Here is a 20,540-nt window from a genome sequence, read left to right on the forward strand (position 1 = left end):
TCTCCTTAACTGATAGAACAGATTCTACGCCGCTTAATCACAATGACCATGCCAGGAAATTGAAGGAGTTAGTGAAAAAATTGCCATTGCAAAACGCGTTCGCGTAACCGCTGCGCCCGTTCGTCATCCAGCGCGGTAAGCGCATGGGCGACTTCCCGGCGCTGGGCGACAAGCAGCGCTTTACGCCCAGGCAAACCCAGCCGGATACACAGATTCGCGTCGCTGCACTTCTCCTCCAGGCGTCCACGCAGCGCGGGGAGCGCCAGCTCGCTGCGCTCAAGCAGTCGACTCAGACTGCCTAACGACGTGAACAACGGTCGATGGGCAAACGCAAAGCCCGCCAGTTCATCCCAGTCATCATCATTAAGCGTAGACGCTTTCAGCGGGATAACCGGGATCGCTTCGCCGTTCCAGCGAGCAAGGATCTCCGCATCCCGGCGCAGACGCTGGTGCTCGCGGTGCGCCAGCCGCGCGCCGGTCTCGCTTATGGGCAGCAAAGCCATCGCCGTATAACAGCCGCTGCTCGCCTCCTTGTGGTTCCCCATCCGCACCAGCACAAAACCGCAACGCTGCCAGAATCGCCAGAGTTCGGCGGTATAACCAAAACTGACGGAGAGATAGTCGCACTGGCTGGCGCCGCCGTATGCCTCAGCGATCAGCTGCTGCCCAATCCCTTCCCGCTGGCGGGCCGGGTGGACGGCAATACGGCTCACCCGACGCCCGGTCAGCGTCGCCGCCAGCGGATCGCCGCCATGAGCGGCCAACGACTGCGCGACAAGATTTCCGCGCGGGCGACGATAGCCCGCCCACACGGCCTGGCTCAGCGCGGCCGATAATCCGCCCTCCTCCACCAGCCAGGCGGCCCCCGCCACTCGTTCAGCCGTAAAAGCGCCGAGAAAATGCTGCCCCGGCGCATCCATCATGCGACGCAGATCGAGCGGAGAGGTGCGGTAATGCGCGCCGGAAAGCAGCTGATACACCGCCAGCGGCTGCGCCGGCCCGGTATGCCAGAGCGCCTGCGTAAAAGCGGAGAACCGAATCGCCCCCTGCGGCGCATGGGCAAACGTCTCGTCGTCGAATATCAGCGCTTCGCCGACCCATTGTTCCAGCGGACACCCCTGCGCCCAGCGAACAGGCTGTCGCAGTTCAAAACGCCGGAGATGAGGAAAACGGGCGCAGAACTTCAGCAGAAAACCGCGTCCCGTCCCTTCATAGCCCTGAACGGTGGTGGTCAACAATATGCGTGAAAAACGCAACGCCAGGCGATGCAGCAGCGGCGCGGGGATTGCCGCCGCCTCATCGACAATCAGCCAGTCGGCCGTCTCCGTGCCCGCCAACAGCGCATCAGGAGCGAGAAAGCGAAATTTCTCACCGGCAAACTGCGCCAGCACGTCCGTCGCCGCTTTCGACGGCGCAGTTACAATGGCCGTCCCGCTCATCCGCGAAATTAACTGCCCGGCCAGCGCCGATTTACCCCGCCCTCGCGCCGCCGTAACGGCGGCCACGCCGGGTGGCATTCGCAGCAGGTGCTGCAAAATCGCGGCCTGCTCAGGCTGCGGTTCACCCGTAGCGGGTTGCCAGTGGGGACGGGCAGGAAAGCGCGGCCATGAAAACGGTTGAGACTGCTGCCAGTGCAGCGCCTGCTCGTCACGGGCCATCACGCGTTTGAGGTGCTGGATAAAATGTGGCGTTGCAACAGGCTGCGGGCAGTCGCTCCAGCGCAGCGAGTCCGCATCGGGACGGGATTCCCATGCAGAATACGGCGGCGTCAGCAGCACCAGCCAGCTTCCGGCTCGCAGCGTGCCGCTCAGCGCCGCGAATGCCGAGGCATCAAACCCCAACTGCGCATCAAAAACCGCGTGGCGGAACTCGCGTCCCAGTAGCGTTTGTAACGCCTGCGGCGTACAGTGCGGCGCGGCGGGCGCATCGGTTGCCACCCACAGCCAGTCGCCAGCCAATGCTTCTCGCAGCGCCAGCGCCCGTTCACGACACCAGGACGCATCGCCGCTGAGCACCAGCAGCCGACGAATCCCTTCCTGCGCCATTTGTGCGGTTAGCGCCCGCAATGCGTCATTGTCAGACATCCCTGCCCCGGTATGTTAAAAACCTTTGCCGAAGGTATTACATTGCGCCGGATCGCCGCTATCAAAACCGCGTTTAAACCAGGTATAGCGCTGCTCGGAAGTGCCGTGAGTGAAGCTGTCCGGCACCACGCGTCCCTGACTTTGTTGTTGCAGACGATCGTCGCCAATCGCCTGCGCCGCATTCAACGCTTCTTCCAGATCGCCGGATTCCAGTACGCCCTGTTGCTGCATGTTGTGCCCCCAGACGCCCGCGAAGCAATCCGCCTGTAGCTCCATACGTACGGAGAGTCGGTTCACTTCCGCTTGCGATGCGGTCTGTTGCAGCTGACGGACCTTCGGTTCGATGCCCAGCAGTTTTTGCACATGGTGCCCCACTTCGTGGGCGATAACGTAACCCTGGGCAAAATCGCCATCCGCGCCCAGTTTGTTTTTCATGTCATCGTAGAAGGAAAGATCGATGTAGACCGTGCCATCCGCCGGGCAATAGAACGGCCCCATCACGGACTGACCCGCACCGCATCCTGTGCGCGTCGCGCCACGGTACATCACCAGCTTAGGCTGCTGATATGTGCGCCCCATTTTCTCAAACTGCTGACCCCAGGTATCTTCTGTGGTCGCCAGAATGACGGAGGTAAACTTCGCGGCCTCGTCGTCATTTGGACTGATCGAACGCGTCGTTTCCTGCTGAGAAATCGGCTGCCCGGTCATTAAACCGGTAAGATCCACCCCGTAATAGCCCGCCACCAGCACGACAATCAGCAGAATGATTCCGCCTTTGCCGCTGGGCAAACGAAAACCCGGCCCGCCCATTGACGGGCCGCCGGAGCTATTGCGTCTGTCTTCTACATTGTCACTTTCACGACGCCCTTGCCAGCGCATAATCACCTCAACATACTATTCATTATGATGATGATCGTAGGCGGTTCAGCGCAAGATTACCATTAGAATAATGGTGGTAGAGAAAAACCGGAGAGCGTTGACTCTCCGGTTGATGCTGACGGAGGAAGAATTAATCTAACTGCACGCCCAGGCGACGTGCGACGGTCTCATAGGCTTCGATCAGACCGCCCAGACTCTGGCGGAAACGGTCTTTGTCCATTTTATCCAGCGTCTCTTTGTCCCACAGGCGGCTGCCGTCCGGGGAAAATTCATCGCCCAGCACTACTTCGCCTTTGTACAGACCAAACTCCAGTTTGAAATCGACCAGGATCAGACCGGCATCGTCAAACAGCTTTTTCAGCACGTCGTTAGCTTTGTAAGTCAGCTCTTTCATGCGCGCCAGATTCTCTTTGCTCACCCAGCCGAAGGTTTCGCAGTAAGAATCGTTGACCATCGGATCGTGCATCGCATCGTTTTTCAGGAACAGGTCGAACAGCGGCGGGTTCAGTTCGATGCCTTCTTCAATGCCCAGACGCTTGACCAGAGAACCAGCCGCACGGTTACGCACCACGCACTCGACCGGCACCATATCCAGCTTTTTCACCAGACACTCGGTATCGGACAGCAGCTGCTCCATCTGGGTCGGGATGCCCGCTTCTGCCAGTTTGGTCATGATGAAATGGTTAAACTTGTTGTTCACCATCCCTTTGCGATCAAACTGTTCAATGCGCGCGCCATCCCCTGCTGACGTATCATTGCGGAATTCGAGCACCAACAGGTCCGGGTTTTCCGTGCTGTATACGGTCTTCGCTTTACCACGATACAACTCAGCTTGCTTTTGCATCTTTATTACTCCTGGTGTGAATTAACGATAAAAATTCATTTTCTGCCACACTTTGCCGGATGGCGGCGTTGCCTTATCCGACCTACAGCCTGGGGGCGAAATTACGGTAAAAATTGCGTTTTTCTGCTGACGCACACGTTTGCGTATCATATCAGAAAAAAGGGCTGGATTGCTCCAGCCCCTCAATTTTTACTTGCTGAACGCTGCCTGGAAGACGGCAACCAGCGCGTCGTTCTGGCTCTGCGTCAGGGTATGCCCCTTCGGATCGATAAACTGTAGGCTACTGCGGTTGTCTAAATCGCCCACCTGCAATTTATAGTCGCCGGACGACAGCCCCGGATCGGTTGCGCCCAGATCCTGCCAGCCGCTGTCAGACAGCGGTTTGTAGGTCACTGCCAGGCTGCCCTGAGAACGCGTGCTGTCGGTCACTTTCATGCCCACTTTTTCAAGCGCGGCTGGCAGACGCTGCCACACCACGTTGAACGGCCCACGGACGACCAGCATTGGCAAACCGGTGTCATCTGCGGCGCTCTGCACATCCATCGTGGCGGCAGAACGGTTTTGCGCGGCGTTCGCAGCGTCGGTGGCGGTTTTATCCAGACCCGCCGAGATTACGTTCATCATCTCAGCGCTATAACGCTGTAGCGAAGCGGCATCTGCGGCAGGCTTGCCAGCCTGTTCCAGATTCACCAGTTTCACCGTTACAGCCTGCTGATAACCCTGCGGTTTCACCGAGATTTGATAACGTCCACGGTACTGCTGGTCTTCATCCAGACGGTTCCATTCAACCCAATCGGTCGTCAGGGTCTGGCTGGCGTCATCACGTTTTTCAATCGTGTAGTTTTTGGACTGAATCACGCTGACAACCTGCGGCCACAGGTTGGTATTGCGACCATTTTCCACCAGCAAGGTTGCGGTATCACCCGTAAACTGGGTACGCGCGCCGGTCACCAGCGCTAACGGCTGAGCAGGCGGACGAATGTCCAGCGCTTTGCCGACAGCGCCGCTGCCGTTGGTCACCGGAATGTTATAGTCGCCCGTCGTTACCGGCAGAATCATCCCTGCTGGCGCATGAAGTTCAGCAAGCGGCGCGGCTTCCAGATAGGATTCATCACCGCTCACCTGGCGCTTGTAGCGCGAGTCAGAGCTACAGGCCGCGAGCAGCATAATGAGCGAAACACCCGCAACCCTGGCCAGGCGCGACTTTTGTACTGAGTAAGCCATCAAATCTCCCTAAACTTTACAGCAAACCGGCATGCTTGAGCGCCGCTTTGACAATCTCACGACCCGTATCGGTGATCGGCGTCATCGGCAAGCGCAGCGTATCAGTCGCCACAAGTCCCAACTCCTTACATGCCCATTTCACCGGGATCGGATTGGGTTCGACAAATAGTTTGTTATGTAACGGCATCAGACGCTGATTAATCACCCGCGCGTCGGCAAAACGACCTTCCGCCGCCAGTTTGCACATTTCCGCCATATCACGCGCCGCAACGTTCGCGGTAACGGAAATCACGCCATGACCGCCGAGCTGTATGAAGTCCAACCCGGTCGCATCATCACCGCTGAGCAGAATAAAATCGTCTGAAACCAGCTCTTTGATCTGGTGAACCCGACTTAAGTTCCCTGTCGCCTCTTTGATTGCGACAATATTTTTTACTTTCGCCAGACGGCCGACGGTTTCCGGCAGCATATCGCAGCCTGTACGGGACGGCACATTATACAGAATTTGCGGCAGGTCAGTATGTTCAGCGATGGCTTTGAAATGCTGGAACAGACCTTCCTGAGTCGGGCGGTTGTAGTAAGGCGTCACTGTCAGGCAACCGACAACGCCGCTGTCGTTGAAACGCTGCGTCAGGCTAATGGCCTCCGCCGTCGCGTTCGCGCCCGTTCCGGCGATAACCGGAATACGCCCGTCCGCCAGCTCCAGCGTCATCATGACCACATCGCCATGCTCGTCATGGCTCAGCGTGGCGGATTCGCCGGTGGTGCCAACAGAAACAATCGCCGAGGTACCGCTGGCGACATGATAATCAATCAGTTTTTTCAGGCTTGACCGGCAGACATTACCTTTTTCATCCATCGGTGTAACAAGCGCGACAATACTTCCCGTGAACATGGGCCATCCTCTGTGCAAACAAGTTTCTCAATGGTACGTTTGGTACGACAATAAAAGCAAGAGACCATAGCCCTTCTGATTATTGTATGCAGGTTTTTTTTATGCTTTCCTTATGATTACCTCACCTCTCAAAGGAAGAACCGGTTTGACATCGTCATCACAACATTACCTGGTTATCACTGCGCTGGGTGCCGATCGCCCGGGAATTGTGAATACTATCACCCGCCATGTCAGCAGCTGCGGCTGTAATATCGAAGACAGCCGACTGGCCATGCTGGGCGATGAATTCACGTTTATCATGCTGCTGTCTGGTTCCTGGAACGCCATCACCCTGATTGAATCAACCTTGCCGTTGAAAGGCGCAGAGCTGGATTTGTTGATTGTGATGAAGCGCACCACCGCTCGCCCCCGTCCGGCCATGCCCGCAACGGTATGGGTACAGGTCGAGGTGGAAGATTCTCCGCATTTAATTGAACGTTTTACCGCGCTTTTCGACAGCCATCAGATGAACATCGCTGAGCTGGTCTCCCGCACGCAACCTGCTGAAAATGAAAAGGCTGCACAGCTGTTTATTCAAATCACCGCGCACAGTCCGGCATCCCATGATGCCGTAAATATTGAGCATGCCTTTAAAGCACTATGTACAGAACTCAATGCGCAAGGCAGTATTAACGTTGTTAATTACTCACAACATGATGAACAGGATGGAGTTAAGTAATGAATCCACTGAAAGCCGGTGACATCGCACCGAAATTTAGCTTGCCGGATCAAGACGGAGAACAAGTAAATTTGACCGACTTCCAGGGACAGCGCGTACTGGTGTATTTCTACCCTAAAGCCATGACGCCCGGCTGTACCGTACAGGCCTGTGGTTTACGCGATAACATGGACGATCTGAAAAAAGCAGGCGTAGACGTGTTGGGGATCAGCACCGATAAACCTGAAAAACTGTCTCGTTTCGCCGAAAAAGAGCTGCTTAACTTTACGCTCCTGTCCGATGAGGATCATCAGGTCTGCGAGCAATTCGGCGTCTGGGGGGAAAAATCCTTTATGGGGAAAACCTACGACGGCATCCATCGCATCAGCTTCCTGATCGACGCTGACGGCAAGATCGAACACGTATTTGACGACTTTAAAACCAGTAACCACCACGATGTAGTGCTGAACTGGCTGAAAGAAAACGCCTGATTTGCGTTTTGCCGGATAAAGCCTGATGCGACGCTAACGCGTCTTATCAGGCCGCTATCCGGCATACGCGTCGTTTATTCAAACGTTCCTTTCACGCACGCTTTACCGTCTTTCACCACCGCTTTGCCTTTCGCCCACAGATGGCTGACTTCCAGCGCCTGATTCAGCACCAGAATGTCGGCGTCACAACCTGCCGCCAGACGTCCTTTATGCTCAAAGCCGAGAAATTCCGCAACGGTGCGGGTAAGCGGACGCAGCGCCTGCTCCAGCGGCAGTTTATGCTGCGTAACTAACTGACGCAGCGTGCCGATCAGCGACTCAAAACCCGCCACGCCAATGCCCGTCAAATTCCCATGCTCATCAAATTCCGGCTGGCTGCCGTTGCCATCAGAACTCAGGGTAATGCGCGACAGCGGAACCTCATGGCGCAAGGCTGTCACGATGGCCGTCGCCGGATCGATCGGTTCATCAATGCTGCTGGTAATATCAATGTAGCCGCCATCAAGCGCGTACTCCAGCGCCGCCTGGAACAGCGGTTCGGCGCGGTTAACATGCGTCGGCAGCAGTTTCGTGATAGGGACATCGGCGTTGGCGAGAATATCGTACAGCGGTTCCAGCATGTGTGGGCTGTCGCCCATATGAAAGACGCTGATTCCCGGCTTCTGGCCCAGTAATCCCCCCACGCGGGACTGCGCCGCCATTGTCGCCAGCGCGGCGGAATTCGGCGCCGAAGAACGATGATCGGAGACGGCGCATTTCACGCCAATCACTTTATCGATCAACGCCACATCGCGATCGACGCTCCCGGTGATGGTTGGCGAAGGCAGAGAATACGCCCCCGTTAACATCCATGCGCTGATCCCTTCATATTCCAACGCGCGCGTTTTCGCCAGCAGAGATTCAGGATAACGGGTGATGCCGTCCGTTCCCAGCAGCCCGACAACGGAGGTGATACCGGCTTCAACCAACCGTGACAGCCGCACCTCTGGCGTACGGGTATGCGGCCCGGCTTCGCCGCCACCGCCGATGAGATGAACATGCTGATCGATAAATCCCGGGCAGACGATATCACCGTGAAGATCGATCTGCTGGCAACCGGGGAAGTCTTTCGCAGCGATAGTCGGCGCAATAGCGACAATTTTGCCGTTGGCAACCAGAATGTCCTGCTGGCCCAGATCGTCCGGGGCATATACGTGTCCGCGCTGAAAAAGCGTCAGATTAAGAATGGAATAGTCCATGATAGTCCTTTTTAAACAATAGCCTGCATTACCCAAATAGAGACCAGGGCATTAATCACGCACACCGCAATAATATGCGGGTAATAACGCGGATGAACGCCCGCCGTTCCCAGGCAGCGCCCTACATTCTGAACCGGGTTGCCCATCAGGTAAATGGCGGGTAACAGCACAGTGGCATCGTGACCGGACAGCGCGCCAGTAACCACCAGGCTGGCGCAGACGCCCACGCCGCCGCCCATACTCATCACCGCAGCCAGCAAAACGGTCGCCGATTCTCCCGGCAAACCCCATAGCGCCATTACCGGTTCACACACTCGCCCGACGATATCCAGCAACCCCGTCACCTTCAGCGCCTGAATAATGACAAAGGCCATGACGACGTTGGGCAACAGGCTGGTGGTGGCGATGGTAAAACCGCGCCGCGCGCCGTCGATAAACAGATCCATGACGTTTTTACGTACCTGTGCGCTCATTTCAGGCCTCCTGTTTCATACGACGATGTTCAAGCTGCGCGATCCACACCCGCAACAGGTTCGCACCGATAAATTTGAAGACTAAAATGACCGCCAGCGGCGTAATAACCGGTACGGTTATCGTGGCAAATAGCGCGGCGCCTGATGAGAAGTAGTTCGTCAGAATCGCGCTGCCGCTTGTCTGCCAGCAGGCGAAAATTGCCCGTTCCTGTTCGGTAATCACCCCCTCTTCCGCCAGCTCTTTGGTCATCCCGGCGGCGGCATCCGTATTTTGCAAATTGGCGATAAGCGCCAGGGAGCAAATGCCGGGGATGCCCAGGATCGGCCTGAGTATCGGCGTCATCAACTGCTGTGCGGCGCGCAGTCCGCCCAGCCCTTCCGTCACGGAAATAATGCCGAGCGATAAAATAACCGATGGCGCCAGCTCCAGTGCGAATAAAAAGCCATCTCTCGCCCCGGTACCGCCAGTGCCGCGAAATGAAACCGCCGTGTCGCCTGCTGCGTTAACCAGGCCAAACGCGCCATTGAGCACGGTAAAATCAAACACTCGCCACCATTCCGTACTTTTCGCGAACATGCCTGAAAAAAGGATAATGGTAATAAAAAAGGCGAGATAACCGCCCCACCCCACTTTTTGCTGCGTGTGCATCTGATGACCCATTTTTTTCTCCGGTTGGTCTTGTCCTTGTGAGATTAAAAAACCATCTATACCGGTAAGTTGAAAGCAAAAAAGGAGGGCGGGACAGCACATTCGGAAAACGTTCAGGAAAGGAGAAAGCGGATAAAACGTGGAACGCCCGATGACGTTGCGCCACCGGGCAGAGTGATAATCGTGCTTAACCGTCGCTGACCTGTCCGTCCGGCCAGGCATGTACCACGGCTTTAATTAACGTCGCCAGCGGGATGGCGAAGAACACGCCCCAGAAGCCCCACAGGCCGCCGAAAATCACCACCGACAGAATAATCACCAGCGGGTGCAGGTTGACGGCTTCTGAAAACAGTACCGGCACCAGCAGGTTTCCATCCAGCGCCTGAATGATCAGATACACGGCGAAGCAGCTCCAGAACTCCGTTCCGAGGCCAAACTGGAATAACGCCACGCCAATCACCGGAATGGTCACCACGAACGCGCCGATGTAGGGGATTAATACCGAGAATCCAACCAGAACCGCCAGCAGCAGCGAGTAGTTGAGACCAAAGAGCAGGAAGCCAAGCCAGGTCGCCACGCCAACCACCACCATCTCCAGCACTTTGCCACGAATATAGTTGGTGATCTGCTGGTTCATCTCCATCCAGACCTGCCCGGCCAGACCGCGATTGCGCGGCAGAACCCGGCGCACGGCATTCAGCATCTGCTCTTTATCTTTGATCAGGAAGAAGACCATCAGCGGCACCAGCACCAGATACACCGCCAGCGTCAACAACCCGACCAGAGAGGCCAGGGAGTATTTCACGACCGAATCACCTAACGTCAGCATCCGGGTGCGCATGTTTTCCGCCATCGCATCAATGATCCCGGCATCCATCAGCGCCGGGTAACGACGGGGTAACGTGGCGGCATAATCAGAGAGCTTATTGAGCATACCCGGCATATCGCGAATCAAATAGATCCCCTGCTGCCAGGCCACCGGCATCACGACAAACGCCATCAGCAGTAAAATGCCGACAAAAACAATCAGTACGATTGAGGTGGCCCAACGCCGGGAGCAGCCAATCGCCTCCAGACGGACCGTAGGCCACTCCAGCAGGTAAGCGAGGACAATAGCCACCAGCAACGGCGCCAGAAGCCCACTGAAAAAGAAAAGGATGCCAAAACCGGCAACCAGGATAACCAGCAAGGCGATCGCCTCCGGGTCGCTAAAACGACGGCGATACCACTGCATCAACATCTCAAGCATAGAAACCGTTCCCTGAACCTCAATAGCGGGATTGCGATCCCGAATTGTATCTAAATGTCACAAAAAAGACTTCGCTTTTTGTTGCTGATTCAGGAAACTGAAAAGTCATTTGAGCGGGGTATTCACCACCGGGTTTCGCAGTTACACTCCCTGTGCTGGCGTGGCGGAACGATACGTCGCGGCATCGGTCAAATGGCTATATTAAAGAAAACAGGACAGAGGTCTATGTTCAGGCTGTTGAAGAAAAACCTGGTTGCTACCCTCATCGCTGCGCTGACTATCGGTCAGATAGCCCCCGCGTTTGCAGATTCCGCAGACACGCTACCGGATATGGGGACCTCAGCAGGAAGCACGCTTTCTATCGGTCAGGAAATGCAAATGGGCGACTATTACGTTCGCCAGTTGCGCGGCAGCGCGCCGTTGATCAACGATCCGCTGTTGAGTCAGTACATCAACGCGCTGGGGATGCGTTTAGTCTCTCATGCAGACTCCGTGAAAACGCCGTTCCATTTCTTTTTGATTAACAACGACGAAATCAACGCCTTCGCCTTTTTCGGCGGCAACGTTGTGCTGCATTCCGCGCTCTTTCGCTATTCCGATAACGAAAGTCAGTTAGCCTCGGTGATGGCGCACGAAATTTCCCACGTAACCCAACGCCATCTGGCGCGCGCGATGGAAGATCAAAAGCGCAGCGCTCCGCTGACCTGGGTCGGTGCCTTAGGCTCTATTCTTCTGGCGATGGCCAGCCCGCAGGCCGGTATGGCGGCGCTGACCGGTACGCTGGCGGGAACGCGTCAGGGGATGATCAGCTTCACCCAACAAAACGAACAGGAAGCAGACCGAATCGGTATTCAGGTGCTGCAACGTTCAGGGTTCGATCCGCAAGCGATGCCGACGTTCCTGGAAAAACTGCTCGACCAGGCGCGCTACTCCACGCGTCCTCCCGAAATTTTGCTGACGCACCCCCTGCCGGAAAGCCGTCTGGCGGATGCCCGCAACCGTGCAAACCAGATGCGCCCGGTGGTAGTGGAATCGTCGGAAGATTTTTATCTGGCGAAGGCGCGTACGCTGGGAATGTACAATTCTGGCCGTAATCAGCTTACCAGCGACCTGCTCGACGCATGGGAAAAAGGAAACGTGCACCAACAGCGTGCGGCGCAATATGGCCGGGCGCTACAGGCGATGGAAGCCAGCAAGTACGACGAAGCTCGCAAAGCGCTGCAACCGTTGCTGACGACTGAACCGAATAACGCGTGGTATCTCGACCTGGCGACCGATATCGATCTGGGGCAGAAGAAAACCAGCGAAGCGATTAACCGTCTGAAAAATGCCCGCGATCTGCGCGCAAACCCGGTATTGCAGCTAAACCTGGCGAATGCTTATTTACAGGGCGGGCAAGCCAGAGAAGCCACGACCATCCTCAATCGCTACACTTTCAACAACAAAGACGACGGCAACGGCTGGGATCTCCTGGCGCAGGCTGAAGCGGCGCTCAATAACCGCGATCAGGAGCTGGCGGCGCGCGCCGAAGGCTATGCGCTGGCCGGGCGACTGGATCAGGCGATCTCTATGCTCAGCAGCGCAAGTTCTCAGGTCAAGCTGGGCAGCCAGCAACAGGCGCGTTACGATGCCCGTATCGACCAGCTTCGCCAGTTGCAGGAACGCTTTAAGCCATACACCAAAATGTAGTATTCGTTCTGTTGCCGGGTGGCGACGCTATCGCGTCTTATCCGGCCTACAGTTCGCGCGAAAGGAGAAATCATGTCTGATGCAGTAAAAATCTACCACAACCCGCGTTGTTCAAAGAGCCGCGACACGCTGAGCCTGCTGAAATCTAACGGCGTTGAACCGGAAGTGGTGCTTTACCTGGAAACACCTGCCGACGCAGCGACGCTACGTGAACTGCTGCGTATGTTAGGGATGTCCAGCGCACGCGAACTGATGCGCCAGAAAGAAGATCTCTACAAGTCACTCAATCTGGCCGACAGCCACCTGAGCGAAGAGGCGTTGATTCAGGCGATGGTGGAAAACCCGAAACTGATGGAGCGACCGATTGTCGTCGCCAACGGTCAGGCTCGTATTGGCCGCCCGCCGGAGCAGGTGCTGGAAATCGTGAGCTAATCCATGCGCCGCAGCGCTTCCAGAAAGTCCTGCGGCGTACAATCCCCCAGTTTTTTCTGTGTCTTACCACGGTTGTAGCATTCACATAAGCGGATAAGCAACTCGCTGGCAGATTCACTATTTAGCCGGGGAATAATCTCATTCAGCGGTACTGTCACCGACACCCAACCGGGAATCGTACCGGTTATTTGGCATGACATGCCGCGCGTCGCCAGGTGCGTTTTTAGCTGCGGGCATATGCGATAAGAAATATTTGTCTCAATAGATTGTATATCAGTCGGGCAGGTTTCCAGCAATTCATCCAGCCAGACCACGACCCGCTGCGGTGAAATACCCGCATACAGTCGGGCAAAGCACCAGCCGCTCATCGGCTCGCGCGCCCAGAACAAATGATGTTCGCCACCGTCGTCCATATGTAACGAGAGTGGAAGGTGATACAGCGCCAGATGATTCGGCAGCATCCCGGATTTTAACGCTTTTTTCCCTTGTAACGACGTCCGCTGTCGCCGAGGTGTCGCCGGTTTAAGATAACGATTCAACGTCGCGCGCGACACAACAATGCCCAGCACCTCGTTCACCAACAATAAGAGGTCATCCAGCGGCGCACCTGTTGCGTCGCGCAAGGCGTTCACCAAAACAACCTGCTCTTGTCTCATCGCTTTGTATATCGTCTTCGGCGTAGTTTGCCCATCACTAACCCGATCACGATGTCGCCATCGCCTTACTGTCGTAACAGAAATCCCAAGCTCGGCGGCAAGCTCTCTGTCGCTTTTTTCAGACTGTTGAAGATAGCGACGAATACGCGGTGTGGTAGTGGCATTGGCGTGCAATTTTATTTCCATCGCAAGAATCCCTGTCGATTTTTAGATAATTAATCTTATGAGATTTATATGCTAATCGCGATCACATTGTGAGCTATTTCACCTTTCGTTCACACGCCTTCGCAGATAATCCTCATGCATAGCACACACAACGTGAGTTAATCTTGTACGGAGTTCACAATGAACAATGTTCTGGGATTTCTTGAAGCAAAACTGATGCCTCTGGCGGCGAAAACCGCTCAGCAGCGGCATCTCGGCGCGATTCGTGGCGCATACGTTTCGTTTATGCCGTTTATTATCGTCGGCTCTATTCTGCTGGTGATCTCCTCGTTTCCGAATCAAAACTATCAGCAGTTTATGTCTCAGGCTTTTGGCGAGAGCTGGAGTGCGATTATTGAGATTCCGTTTAACGCGGTGTTCTCAACGATGTCGCTGTTTATCAGTTTCCTGGTCGCATTTCGTCTGGCGGAACACTACGGCGAAGATCGCATATCCTGCGGCATTCTGGCGCTGGTCTGTTTTCTGATCCTTACACCGTTTATCAAAGTGGCGGAAAGCGGCGGTATTACCGTGATCCCCGTAGAGTGGATTGGCACAAAAGGATTGTTCGTCGCGATGATCGGTTCGCTGCTGTGGACTGAACTTTTCTGCTGGCTAAAGCGTAAAAATCTGGTGATTAAAATGCCAGAAGGTGTGCCACCAGCGGTGCAAGAATCTTTTGCCGCGCTGATCCCCGCCTTACTGGTCATGATACTGGTACTGAGCATTCGCATCTTGTTTGAAAACACCCATTACCAGACCATCCATCAGTTTATTTACGAAGTGGTCGCCACACCGGTTCGTCATTACGGTACCTCTTACTTTGGCGCGCTGATGACAGTGTTCAGCATCACTATTTTGTGGTCGGTCGGTATTAACTCCGGCTCAATGGTTAACGGCATCATCCGTCCGCTGTGGATGGAAAACCAGACCGACAACATTGCGGCTATTCAGGCTGGCACCACACCCCCACACATCATTACGGAACAGTTTTTTGACATGATTTGGATGGGCGGCGCGGGCGCAACGTTGTCGCTGGTGTTAGCCATGCTTTTCTTTGCGCGCAGTAAAAACATGCGGGAAGTGGCGCGGCTCGGTGCCGGAGCGTCTGTGTTCAACATCAACGAACCGATTCTGTTCGGTCTGCCGGTGATAATGAATCCGATAATGCTGATCCCCTTCAACCTGGTGCCGCTGGTGCTGGTCACCGTATAGTATACCGCGATGAAGCTCGGCGCGGTCGCCGTCACCACGGGCGTCTTTATTCCGTGGACGCTGCCGCCAGTCATCAGCGGTTTTATCGTTACCGGACATATTAGCGGCAGCGTCATGCAGCTCATTAACCTGCTGATTGGCGCAATGCTGTATCTGCCCTTTATGCGGATCGTCGATAAACAGTACCGCGCGGCGGAACGGGCTGCCGTAACGCAGCCCGATGCACCACTTGCAAAACAGGAGTAAACCATGTGGGGAATTATCGCAACCTGGCGAATGGCGCTTGAAGGTGTGGCGGAATCCGCGTCTGTACTGGCTGCGGGGAACCCGGTCGCAATGGCGGTGGTAGACGCCGTCGCAACCGTTGAGGACTTTCCGTTTTATAAATCCGTGGGCTATGGCGGACTGCCTACTGAAAATGGCGAGGTCGAACTGGATGCCGCCTATATGGACGGCGATACCCTCGCGTTTGGGGCGGTCGGGAATCTGGTGGATATTGCCAACCCGGTGCGCGTCGCACATGCGTTAAGCCGTCAGCGCTATAACTGTCTGCTGGTTGGCCAGGGTGCGCGTGAATGGGCACTGAGCCAGGGATTTGCGGATAAAACCATGCTCACCGACAGAGCCATCCAGCACTATCAAAAACGCTGCCGGGAGACGCTGGATAAAGGCTTAAGTCCATATAACGGCCACGATACGGTCGGCATTATTGGTCTGGATAAACTGGGGTCGATGAGCGTTGCCACCTCCACCAGCGGCCTGTTTATGAAAAAACGCGGCCGCATTGGCGACTCTCCGGTTATTGGTTCCGGCTTCTATTGCGACAGTGAAGTCGGCGCAGCGACGGCAACGGGCGTCGGTGAAGATCTGATGAAAGGCTGCGCCAGCTATGAAATTGTTCGTCGCATGGCGCAGGGGATGACACCGCAACAAGCGGCTGATTCTGTCGTGTTTGAGCTGGAAGATAAATTGATGTCGCGATTTGGTCGCACAGGCGACCTCTCTGTGGTCTGCATGAACCGTAAAGGCGAGTTTGGCGCAGCCACTAACATCAAAACATTCTCGTTCGTTGTCGCTACCGCACGCCAACCGCTCACCGTATTTCGCGCCGAACGCCAGCACGAGAAGACCCATTATCACCCCGTCGATGAAGAATGGATGCAAGACTATGCCGCGCGGATACGTGCTCCAGTCGAGGAAGAGAAATGATTTCATACCAACTGATTTGCTCACCAGCAGAGGTTCAACCACAAGGCCATCTTATCGCACCTCCTGGCTGTTCGTTATTGCGGGATTCCGCTCTGCTCGCGGAAATGCACGTACTGGCGCAAGATAAAGTAGCGGATACCCGCTTTGGCTGCGCGCCTTTTACGCGAATTACCCTGTTGCCTGATGCGCTCTGGCAGGACAGCCTGACCGAAGGTTTACTCAATGCGATACGACCGCTGCTGGCCTCGCCAGTCAGCGAAAATGTGCTGATTGATGTCACCGAAATAAATGACACTGTACTGGCGCTGCTGCTGCGTTTTCTGTTCAATCAGGCGTATACGCTCAATGATTTACAATTGAAAAAAACGGATGCCACCGCCACTCGCATCCGCCATATCACCGCGTTCTGCCAGCCAGAACAATACGAGAAACGTGAAAAAATGTTCAGGCAGCAGCAGGCCATTGCCAACGGCATGGTCGCTGCAAGGCGGCTGGCGGATACCCCCTCCGATTGCTGTACGCCGCAGTTCGTGGTCAATGAGGCACAAACCCTGTGCGCCTCTTTTCCTGCGCTGCACTGTGAAGTCCTTGATGAACAACAAATTGTTGAACAAGGCCTCGGACTGCTCCATGCAGTTGGCAAAGGAGCGACCTGTCCACCGCGTTTGCTTGCCATTCATTACAACGGCATAAGTGACGGCCCGGTACGCTGCTATATAGGTAAAGGGATAACGTTTGATACCGGTGGCCTGTGGTTGAAAGAGGGCGCGGGTATGTACACCATGAAATATGACATGTGTGGCGCAGCCAACGTGTTGGGACTGCTCCTGACGGTTGCGGAGTTACAACTGCCCGTACGCATAATGGGCGTACTGGCGCTGGCTGAAAACGCGATCGGCCCGAACGCAATGCAGCCTGGCAGCGTTGCTCGCGCCTGCAACGGTATGACAGTGGAAATCAATAACACCGACGCCGAAGGACGGCTGGTGCTGGCCGACGCCATTGCATGGACGAGCCAACGACAGCCGCAGGCCCGTTATATCATCGACATGGCCACCTTGACCGGTGCGGTGGTGAAAGCGCTTGGCTACGAACTCAGCGGGCTGATGACTCAGGACGATGCGTTAAGACAGGCGCTAACAGAGGCTGGACGGCAGAGCGGAGATGAAGTCTGGTCTTTACCTCTGGATGCACGACTGAAAAAGCAGACCGAAAGCGCCATAGCCGATCTCTGTAATACGCCGACGAACAATGCGGCAATCAGCGCTTCCGCAGCCTGGTTACTGCATCATTTTTGCCCGTCGGATATCCCGTGGGCACATCTGGACATTAGCGGTACAGCGCTATGGCGAGAAAACGGCAGAAGCGTCGCGTCCGGCAGGCCGATTCCACTGCTGGTTGAGCACTTACTGGAAGATATTGCCTGAGTTTTTTGCCCGGCCACCGGGCAAAAACGGCAGCGTTACAGCGTCAGAATCTCTTTAACGAACGGAATGGTGAGTTTACGCTGTGCGGTGATTGAGGCGTGATCGAGCTGATCCAGCGTAATAAATAGCGTACGCATCTCGCGATCCAGCCGCTTCAACAGAAAACGCCCGACATCTTCCGGCAGTTCAAACCCACGCAGTCTGGCGCGCAGTTGTAACGCCTGGAGTTTGTCTTCATCAGAGAGAGGTTGCAGCTTGTAGATTTGCCCCCAGTCCAGACGAGAAGCCAGATCGGGTAATCCCAGCTTTAGCTGACGTGGAGGGCGATCGCCGGTGATCAGCAGGCGCGTTTTTCCCGACTCAAGGATGCGGTTATAGAGATCAAAGATCGCCATTTCCCACAGTTCATCTCCGGCGACACATTCAATATTGTCAATACACACCAGCGACAAATGCTCCATGCCGTCAAGCACTTCCGGTACAAACCAGGTGCGCTTATCCAGCGGCACATAGCCTACCGCGTCGCCGCGTTGCGACAGTTCAGCACACGCCGCGTGCAGTAGATGGCTACGGCCCGCGCCTTCACGCGACCAGAGATAAATATATCCGCTATGTTCCTGACGCAGCACGTTTTGCAGTGCAGCCAGTAAAGAGGCGTTATCCCCCGGCCAGAAACTTGCGAAAGTTTCGTCGTCAGGAAGATAAAGTGGCAGAGAGAGCTGTGCCGGAGTGTTCAGAGATACCTCAATCCAGGATTCCATAAAATCGCGATGAGTTTACCACAGAATTCCATCACGATAGAACCGGGCAGCAAGCACTGCCCGGTTTCAGGATTATTGCTGCGGCGTATCCGCGTCTTTCGCATCCAGCACCACTTCTTCCGGGCGCAGGACGCTGATCAGTTTGAAGATCAGGCTCAGGCCGATCCCAACAATGGTCGCCAGCGCCATTCCTTTCAGTTCAGCCGCGCCAATATGCACTTTCGCGCCGCTGACGCCGATGATCAAAATCACCGAAGTCAGGATCAAGTTCTGCGCTTTGTTGTAATCGACTTTTGATTCAATCAATACACGAATACCGGATGCCCCGATCACGCCGTACAGCAGCAGCGATACGCCGCCCATTACCGGCAGCGGGATTATCTGAATCGCAGCGGCCAGTTTACCCACGCAGGAGAGCAGAATGGCAAAAATCGCCGCGCCACCGATAACCCAGGTGCTGTACACGCGGGTGATCGCCATAACACCGATGTTTTCACCGTAGGTGGTGTTCGGCGTAGAACCGAAGAACCCGGAAATCATCGTTGATAACCCGTTGGCAAACATCGAACGATGCAGGCCAGGGTCACGAACCAGATCCTTTTTAACGATGTTCGCCGTCACGACCAGGTGGCCTACGTGTTCGGCAATCACCACCAGCGCCGCTGGCAGGATTGTCAGAATGGCAAACCATTCAAAGCGCGGCGTATAGAACGTCGGCAGCGCGAACCAGTGCGCTTCGGCAATCGGCGCGGTATCCACCACTCCCATTGCAAATGACAGCGCATAGCCTGCCAGCACGCCGATCAGGATCGGGATAATGGCCAGGAAACCCCGGAACAGCACGGAGCCAAAGACCGTCACCGCCAGGGTCACAAGGGAGATGGTAATGGTTTTGGTATCCGGGGATTGCCCTTCAGCAGGCAGTAACCCGGCCATTCCCGCAGCCACGCCCGCCAGTTCCAGACCGATAACGGCAACGATTGCGCCCATCGCCGCAGGCGGGAACATCACGTCCAGCCAGCCGGTTCCGGCTTTCTTCACGATAAAAGAGACCAGACAGAACAGCACGCCGCACATGATAAAACCACCCAGCGCCACTTCATACCCCAGCGGCAACAGCAGCAAAACCGGCGAAATAAAGGCAAAGCTCGACCCTAAATATGCAGGAATTTTACCTTTACAAATAAAGAGATACAGCAACGTACCGATGCCGTTAAACAGCAGAACGGTAGCCGGGTTGATATGAAACAGGACTGGCACCAGCACGGTTGCGCCAAACATGGCGAACAAATGCTGCAAACTAAGCGGGATTGTCTGTAAAAGCGGCGGTCTTTCACTTACCCCGATAGCACGGCGCGTCATAGTGTTTTCCTCTGAGTGTTGTATGTTATGGGTGTTTTATTCAAAAAAAAGCCGACTCTTAAAGTCGGCTCTTTATTATTCATTCACTTACTTCGTACCAAAGATCTTATCGCCGGCATCGCCGAGGCCCGGAATAATGTATCCGTGCTCGTTAAGTCCCTTATCAATCGATGCGGTGTACAGCTCAACATCCGGGTGCGCTTTCTCCAGCGCCGCAATGCCTTCCGGCGCAGCAACCAGCACCAGCACTTTAATGCTGTGGCAGCCTGCATTTTTCAGCAGATCGATCGTCGCAATCATTGAACCGCCGGTTGCCAGCATTGGGTCAACCACCAGCGCCATACGCTCATCGATGTTGGATACCAGTTTCTGGAAGTACGGAACGGGCTCCAGCGTTTCTTCGTTACGGTAGATGCCCACCACGCTGATACGCGCGCTCGGCACATGCTCCAGGACGCCTTCCATCATGCCCAGACCGGCACGCAGGATAGGAACCACTGTGATTTTTTTACCTTTGATTTGTTCGATTTCAACCGGGCCATTCCAGCCGTCGATGGTTACCGTTTCGGTTTCCAGGTCTGCGGTCGCTTCATAGGTCAGCAGGCTGCCTACTTCCGAGGCGAGTTCACGAAAGCGTTTAGTGCTAATGTCGTTTTCACGCATCAGACCCAGCTTGTGTTTGACGAGTGGGTGTTTGACTTCCACGATCTTCATACTCTTCTCCTTTCCTCAGACGAGTGGCAACCACAAAAAAAATCGCCGGATTATACCGCTTTTCCTCTCTGGCGCAACACAACGTATGCTTGACATGGATCAACCAAAGTGACATACGTCTGGAGAATGAGTATAAAACACGCCCCGC

Annotated in this window: 19 protein-coding genes and 1 pseudogene; 7 read left to right on the forward strand and 13 right to left on the reverse strand. The window is 55.3% G+C overall.

Annotated elements, in window-relative coordinates; genetic code table 11:
- Window positions 1-68 precede the first annotated feature (68 nt).
- From OGV79_RS19950 to dapA, 5 genes are all read right to left on the reverse strand, one after another.
- Window positions 69-2,084, reverse strand: a complete 2,016-nt coding sequence (locus OGV79_RS19950; RefSeq protein WP_286468826.1) for a tRNA(Met) cytidine acetyltransferase TmcA — start codon at window positions 2,082-2,084, stop codon at window positions 69-71.
- Between the two features lie 15 nt (window positions 2,085-2,099).
- Window positions 2,100-2,963 carry a KPN_02809 family neutral zinc metallopeptidase gene (gene ypfJ / locus OGV79_RS19955; RefSeq protein WP_024130129.1) on the reverse strand — a complete coding sequence of 288 codons (864 nt, stop codon included), beginning with the start codon at window positions 2,961-2,963 and terminating at the stop codon, window positions 2,100-2,102.
- 130 nt (window positions 2,964-3,093) lie between these two features.
- Complete coding sequence (gene purC / locus OGV79_RS19960; protein ID WP_012131304.1) at window positions 3,094-3,807, reverse strand: phosphoribosylaminoimidazolesuccinocarboxamide synthase; 714 nt, start codon at window positions 3,805-3,807, stop codon at window positions 3,094-3,096.
- Window positions 3,808-3,996: 189 nt separating this feature from the next.
- Window positions 3,997-5,031: an outer membrane protein assembly factor BamC gene (bamC, locus tag OGV79_RS19965; RefSeq protein WP_012131303.1), complete on the reverse strand. Its 1,035-nt coding sequence runs from the start codon at window positions 5,029-5,031 to the stop codon at window positions 3,997-3,999.
- 16 nt (window positions 5,032-5,047) lie between these two features.
- Window positions 5,048-5,926 (reverse strand): 4-hydroxy-tetrahydrodipicolinate synthase, encoded by an 879-nt coding sequence (gene dapA / locus OGV79_RS19970; protein ID WP_012131302.1) that lies wholly within the window; start codon window positions 5,924-5,926, stop codon window positions 5,048-5,050.
- A 145-nt stretch (window positions 5,927-6,071) separates the two neighbouring features.
- On the opposite strand from dapA, the gene OGV79_RS19975 reads away from it, so the two are divergent.
- Window positions 6,072-6,644: a glycine cleavage system transcriptional repressor gene (locus tag OGV79_RS19975; protein ID WP_200030502.1), complete on the forward strand. Its 573-nt coding sequence runs from the start codon at window positions 6,072-6,074 to the stop codon at window positions 6,642-6,644.
- Window positions 6,644-7,114, forward strand: coding sequence for a thioredoxin-dependent thiol peroxidase (gene bcp / locus OGV79_RS19980; RefSeq protein WP_012131300.1), 471 nt, complete (start codon window positions 6,644-6,646; stop codon window positions 7,112-7,114). Before OGV79_RS19975 ends, bcp begins: the two co-directional genes overlap by 1 nt.
- Window positions 7,115-7,188: 74 nt before the next feature.
- Here bcp and iadA read toward each other — a convergent pair whose 3' ends face one another.
- The 4 genes from iadA to OGV79_RS20000 form a co-directional block, all read right to left on the reverse strand.
- Entirely contained in the window at window positions 7,189-8,352 is a 1,164-nt protein-coding gene (gene iadA, locus OGV79_RS19985) for a beta-aspartyl-peptidase (protein WP_286468827.1), read from the reverse strand.
- An 11-nt stretch (window positions 8,353-8,363) separates the two neighbouring features.
- Window positions 8,364-8,825 carry a YjiG family protein gene (locus OGV79_RS19990; RefSeq protein WP_047462074.1) on the reverse strand — a complete coding sequence of 154 codons (462 nt, stop codon included), beginning with the start codon at window positions 8,823-8,825 and terminating at the stop codon, window positions 8,364-8,366.
- A 1-nt stretch (window position 8,826) separates the two neighbouring features.
- Window positions 8,827-9,486, reverse strand: coding sequence for a nucleoside recognition domain-containing protein (locus OGV79_RS19995; RefSeq protein WP_024130126.1), 660 nt, complete (start codon window positions 9,484-9,486; stop codon window positions 8,827-8,829).
- 175 nt (window positions 9,487-9,661) lie between these two features.
- On the reverse strand, window positions 9,662-10,723 hold the full coding sequence (locus OGV79_RS20000; RefSeq protein WP_012131296.1) for an AI-2E family transporter: 1,062 nt from the start codon (window positions 10,721-10,723) through the stop codon (window positions 9,662-9,664).
- 225 nt (window positions 10,724-10,948) lie between these two features.
- On the opposite strand from OGV79_RS20000, the gene bepA reads away from it, so the two are divergent.
- Together bepA and arsC are read left to right on the forward strand one after the other, a co-directional pair.
- Complete coding sequence (gene bepA / locus OGV79_RS20005; RefSeq protein ID WP_286468828.1) at window positions 10,949-12,412, forward strand: beta-barrel assembly-enhancing protease; 1,464 nt, start codon at window positions 10,949-10,951, stop codon at window positions 12,410-12,412.
- A gap of 72 nt (window positions 12,413-12,484) precedes the next feature.
- On the forward strand, window positions 12,485-12,844 hold the full coding sequence (gene arsC, locus OGV79_RS20010) for an arsenate reductase (glutaredoxin) (RefSeq protein WP_012131294.1): 360 nt from the start codon (window positions 12,485-12,487) through the stop codon (window positions 12,842-12,844).
- Here the strand turns inward: arsC and OGV79_RS20015 are convergent.
- Window positions 12,841-13,686, reverse strand: a complete 846-nt coding sequence (locus OGV79_RS20015) for an XRE family transcriptional regulator (protein WP_286468829.1) — start codon at window positions 13,684-13,686, stop codon at window positions 12,841-12,843. The two genes, arsC and OGV79_RS20015, sit on opposite strands and share 4 nt — an antisense overlap.
- A gap of 159 nt (window positions 13,687-13,845) precedes the next feature.
- Between OGV79_RS20015 and celB the strand changes: the two are divergent.
- The 3 genes and pseudogenes from celB to OGV79_RS20030 all read left to right on the forward strand — a co-directional run bounded on the left by celB (window position 13,846) and on the right by OGV79_RS20030 (window position 17,555).
- Window positions 13,846-15,165, forward strand: a pseudogene (gene celB, locus OGV79_RS20020) (PTS cellobiose transporter subunit IIC).
- Window positions 15,166-15,168: 3 nt separating this feature from the next.
- Entirely contained in the window at window positions 15,169-16,128 is a 960-nt protein-coding gene (locus tag OGV79_RS20025; protein WP_214318683.1) for a glycosylasparaginase, read from the forward strand.
- Entirely contained in the window at window positions 16,125-17,555 is a 1,431-nt protein-coding gene (locus OGV79_RS20030; RefSeq protein WP_286468830.1) for a leucyl aminopeptidase family protein, read from the forward strand. The genes OGV79_RS20025 and OGV79_RS20030 overlap by 4 nt, the downstream gene beginning before the upstream one ends.
- Window positions 17,556-17,590: 35 nt before the next feature.
- On the opposite strand, the gene OGV79_RS20035 is transcribed toward OGV79_RS20030, so the two are convergent.
- The 3 genes from OGV79_RS20035 to upp form a co-directional block, all read right to left on the reverse strand.
- Window positions 17,591-18,292 (reverse strand): DnaA inactivator Hda, encoded by a 702-nt coding sequence (locus OGV79_RS20035; RefSeq protein WP_213164963.1) that lies wholly within the window; start codon window positions 18,290-18,292, stop codon window positions 17,591-17,593.
- Window positions 18,293-18,388: 96 nt separating this feature from the next.
- Window positions 18,389-19,678: a uracil permease gene (gene uraA / locus OGV79_RS20040; protein ID WP_012131287.1), complete on the reverse strand. Its 1,290-nt coding sequence runs from the start codon at window positions 19,676-19,678 to the stop codon at window positions 18,389-18,391.
- A gap of 87 nt (window positions 19,679-19,765) precedes the next feature.
- Window positions 19,766-20,392, reverse strand: coding sequence for a uracil phosphoribosyltransferase (upp, locus tag OGV79_RS20045; protein WP_012131286.1), 627 nt, complete (start codon window positions 20,390-20,392; stop codon window positions 19,766-19,768).
- Between the last annotated feature and the right edge of the window lie 148 nt (window positions 20,393-20,540).

The sequence above is a fragment of the Citrobacter sp. CK185 genome (assembly GCF_030333565.1).
GTDB lineage: Bacteria > Pseudomonadota > Gammaproteobacteria > Enterobacterales > Enterobacteriaceae > Citrobacter_B > Citrobacter_B koseri.

Coding starts and splice junctions, on each gene's coding strand:
- ypfJ (WP_024130129.1), bottom strand. CDS start 2,963: ATGCGCTGGCAAGGGCGTCGTGAAAGTGACAATGTAGAAGACAGACGC.
- upp (WP_012131286.1), bottom strand. CDS start 20,392: ATGAAGATCGTGGAAGTCAAACACCCACTCGTCAAACACAAGCTGGGT.
- bamC (WP_012131303.1), bottom strand. CDS start 5,031: ATGGCTTACTCAGTACAAAAGTCGCGCCTGGCCAGGGTTGCGGGTGTT.
- arsC (WP_012131294.1), top strand. CDS start 12,485: ATGTCTGATGCAGTAAAAATCTACCACAACCCGCGTTGTTCAAAGAGC.
- OGV79_RS20025 (WP_214318683.1), top strand. CDS start 15,169: ATGTGGGGAATTATCGCAACCTGGCGAATGGCGCTTGAAGGTGTGGCG.
- OGV79_RS20000 (WP_012131296.1), bottom strand. CDS start 10,723: ATGCTTGAGATGTTGATGCAGTGGTATCGCCGTCGTTTTAGCGACCCG.
- OGV79_RS19995 (WP_024130126.1), bottom strand. CDS start 9,486: ATGGGTCATCAGATGCACACGCAGCAAAAAGTGGGGTGGGGCGGTTAT.
- dapA (WP_012131302.1), bottom strand. CDS start 5,926: ATGTTCACGGGAAGTATTGTCGCGCTTGTTACACCGATGGATGAAAAA.
- bcp (WP_012131300.1), top strand. CDS start 6,644: ATGAATCCACTGAAAGCCGGTGACATCGCACCGAAATTTAGCTTGCCG.
- OGV79_RS20030 (WP_286468830.1), top strand. CDS start 16,125: ATGATTTCATACCAACTGATTTGCTCACCAGCAGAGGTTCAACCACAA.
- OGV79_RS20015 (WP_286468829.1), bottom strand. CDS start 13,686: ATGGAAATAAAATTGCACGCCAATGCCACTACCACACCGCGTATTCGT.
- OGV79_RS19950 (WP_286468826.1), bottom strand. CDS start 2,084: ATGTCTGACAATGACGCATTGCGGGCGCTAACCGCACAAATGGCGCAG.
- OGV79_RS19990 (WP_047462074.1), bottom strand. CDS start 8,825: ATGAGCGCACAGGTACGTAAAAACGTCATGGATCTGTTTATCGACGGC.
- iadA (WP_286468827.1), bottom strand. CDS start 8,352: ATGGACTATTCCATTCTTAATCTGACGCTTTTTCAGCGCGGACACGTA.
- uraA (WP_012131287.1), bottom strand. CDS start 19,678: ATGACGCGCCGTGCTATCGGGGTAAGTGAAAGACCGCCGCTTTTACAG.
- bepA (WP_286468828.1), top strand. CDS start 10,949: ATGTTCAGGCTGTTGAAGAAAAACCTGGTTGCTACCCTCATCGCTGCG.
- purC (WP_012131304.1), bottom strand. CDS start 3,807: ATGCAAAAGCAAGCTGAGTTGTATCGTGGTAAAGCGAAGACCGTATAC.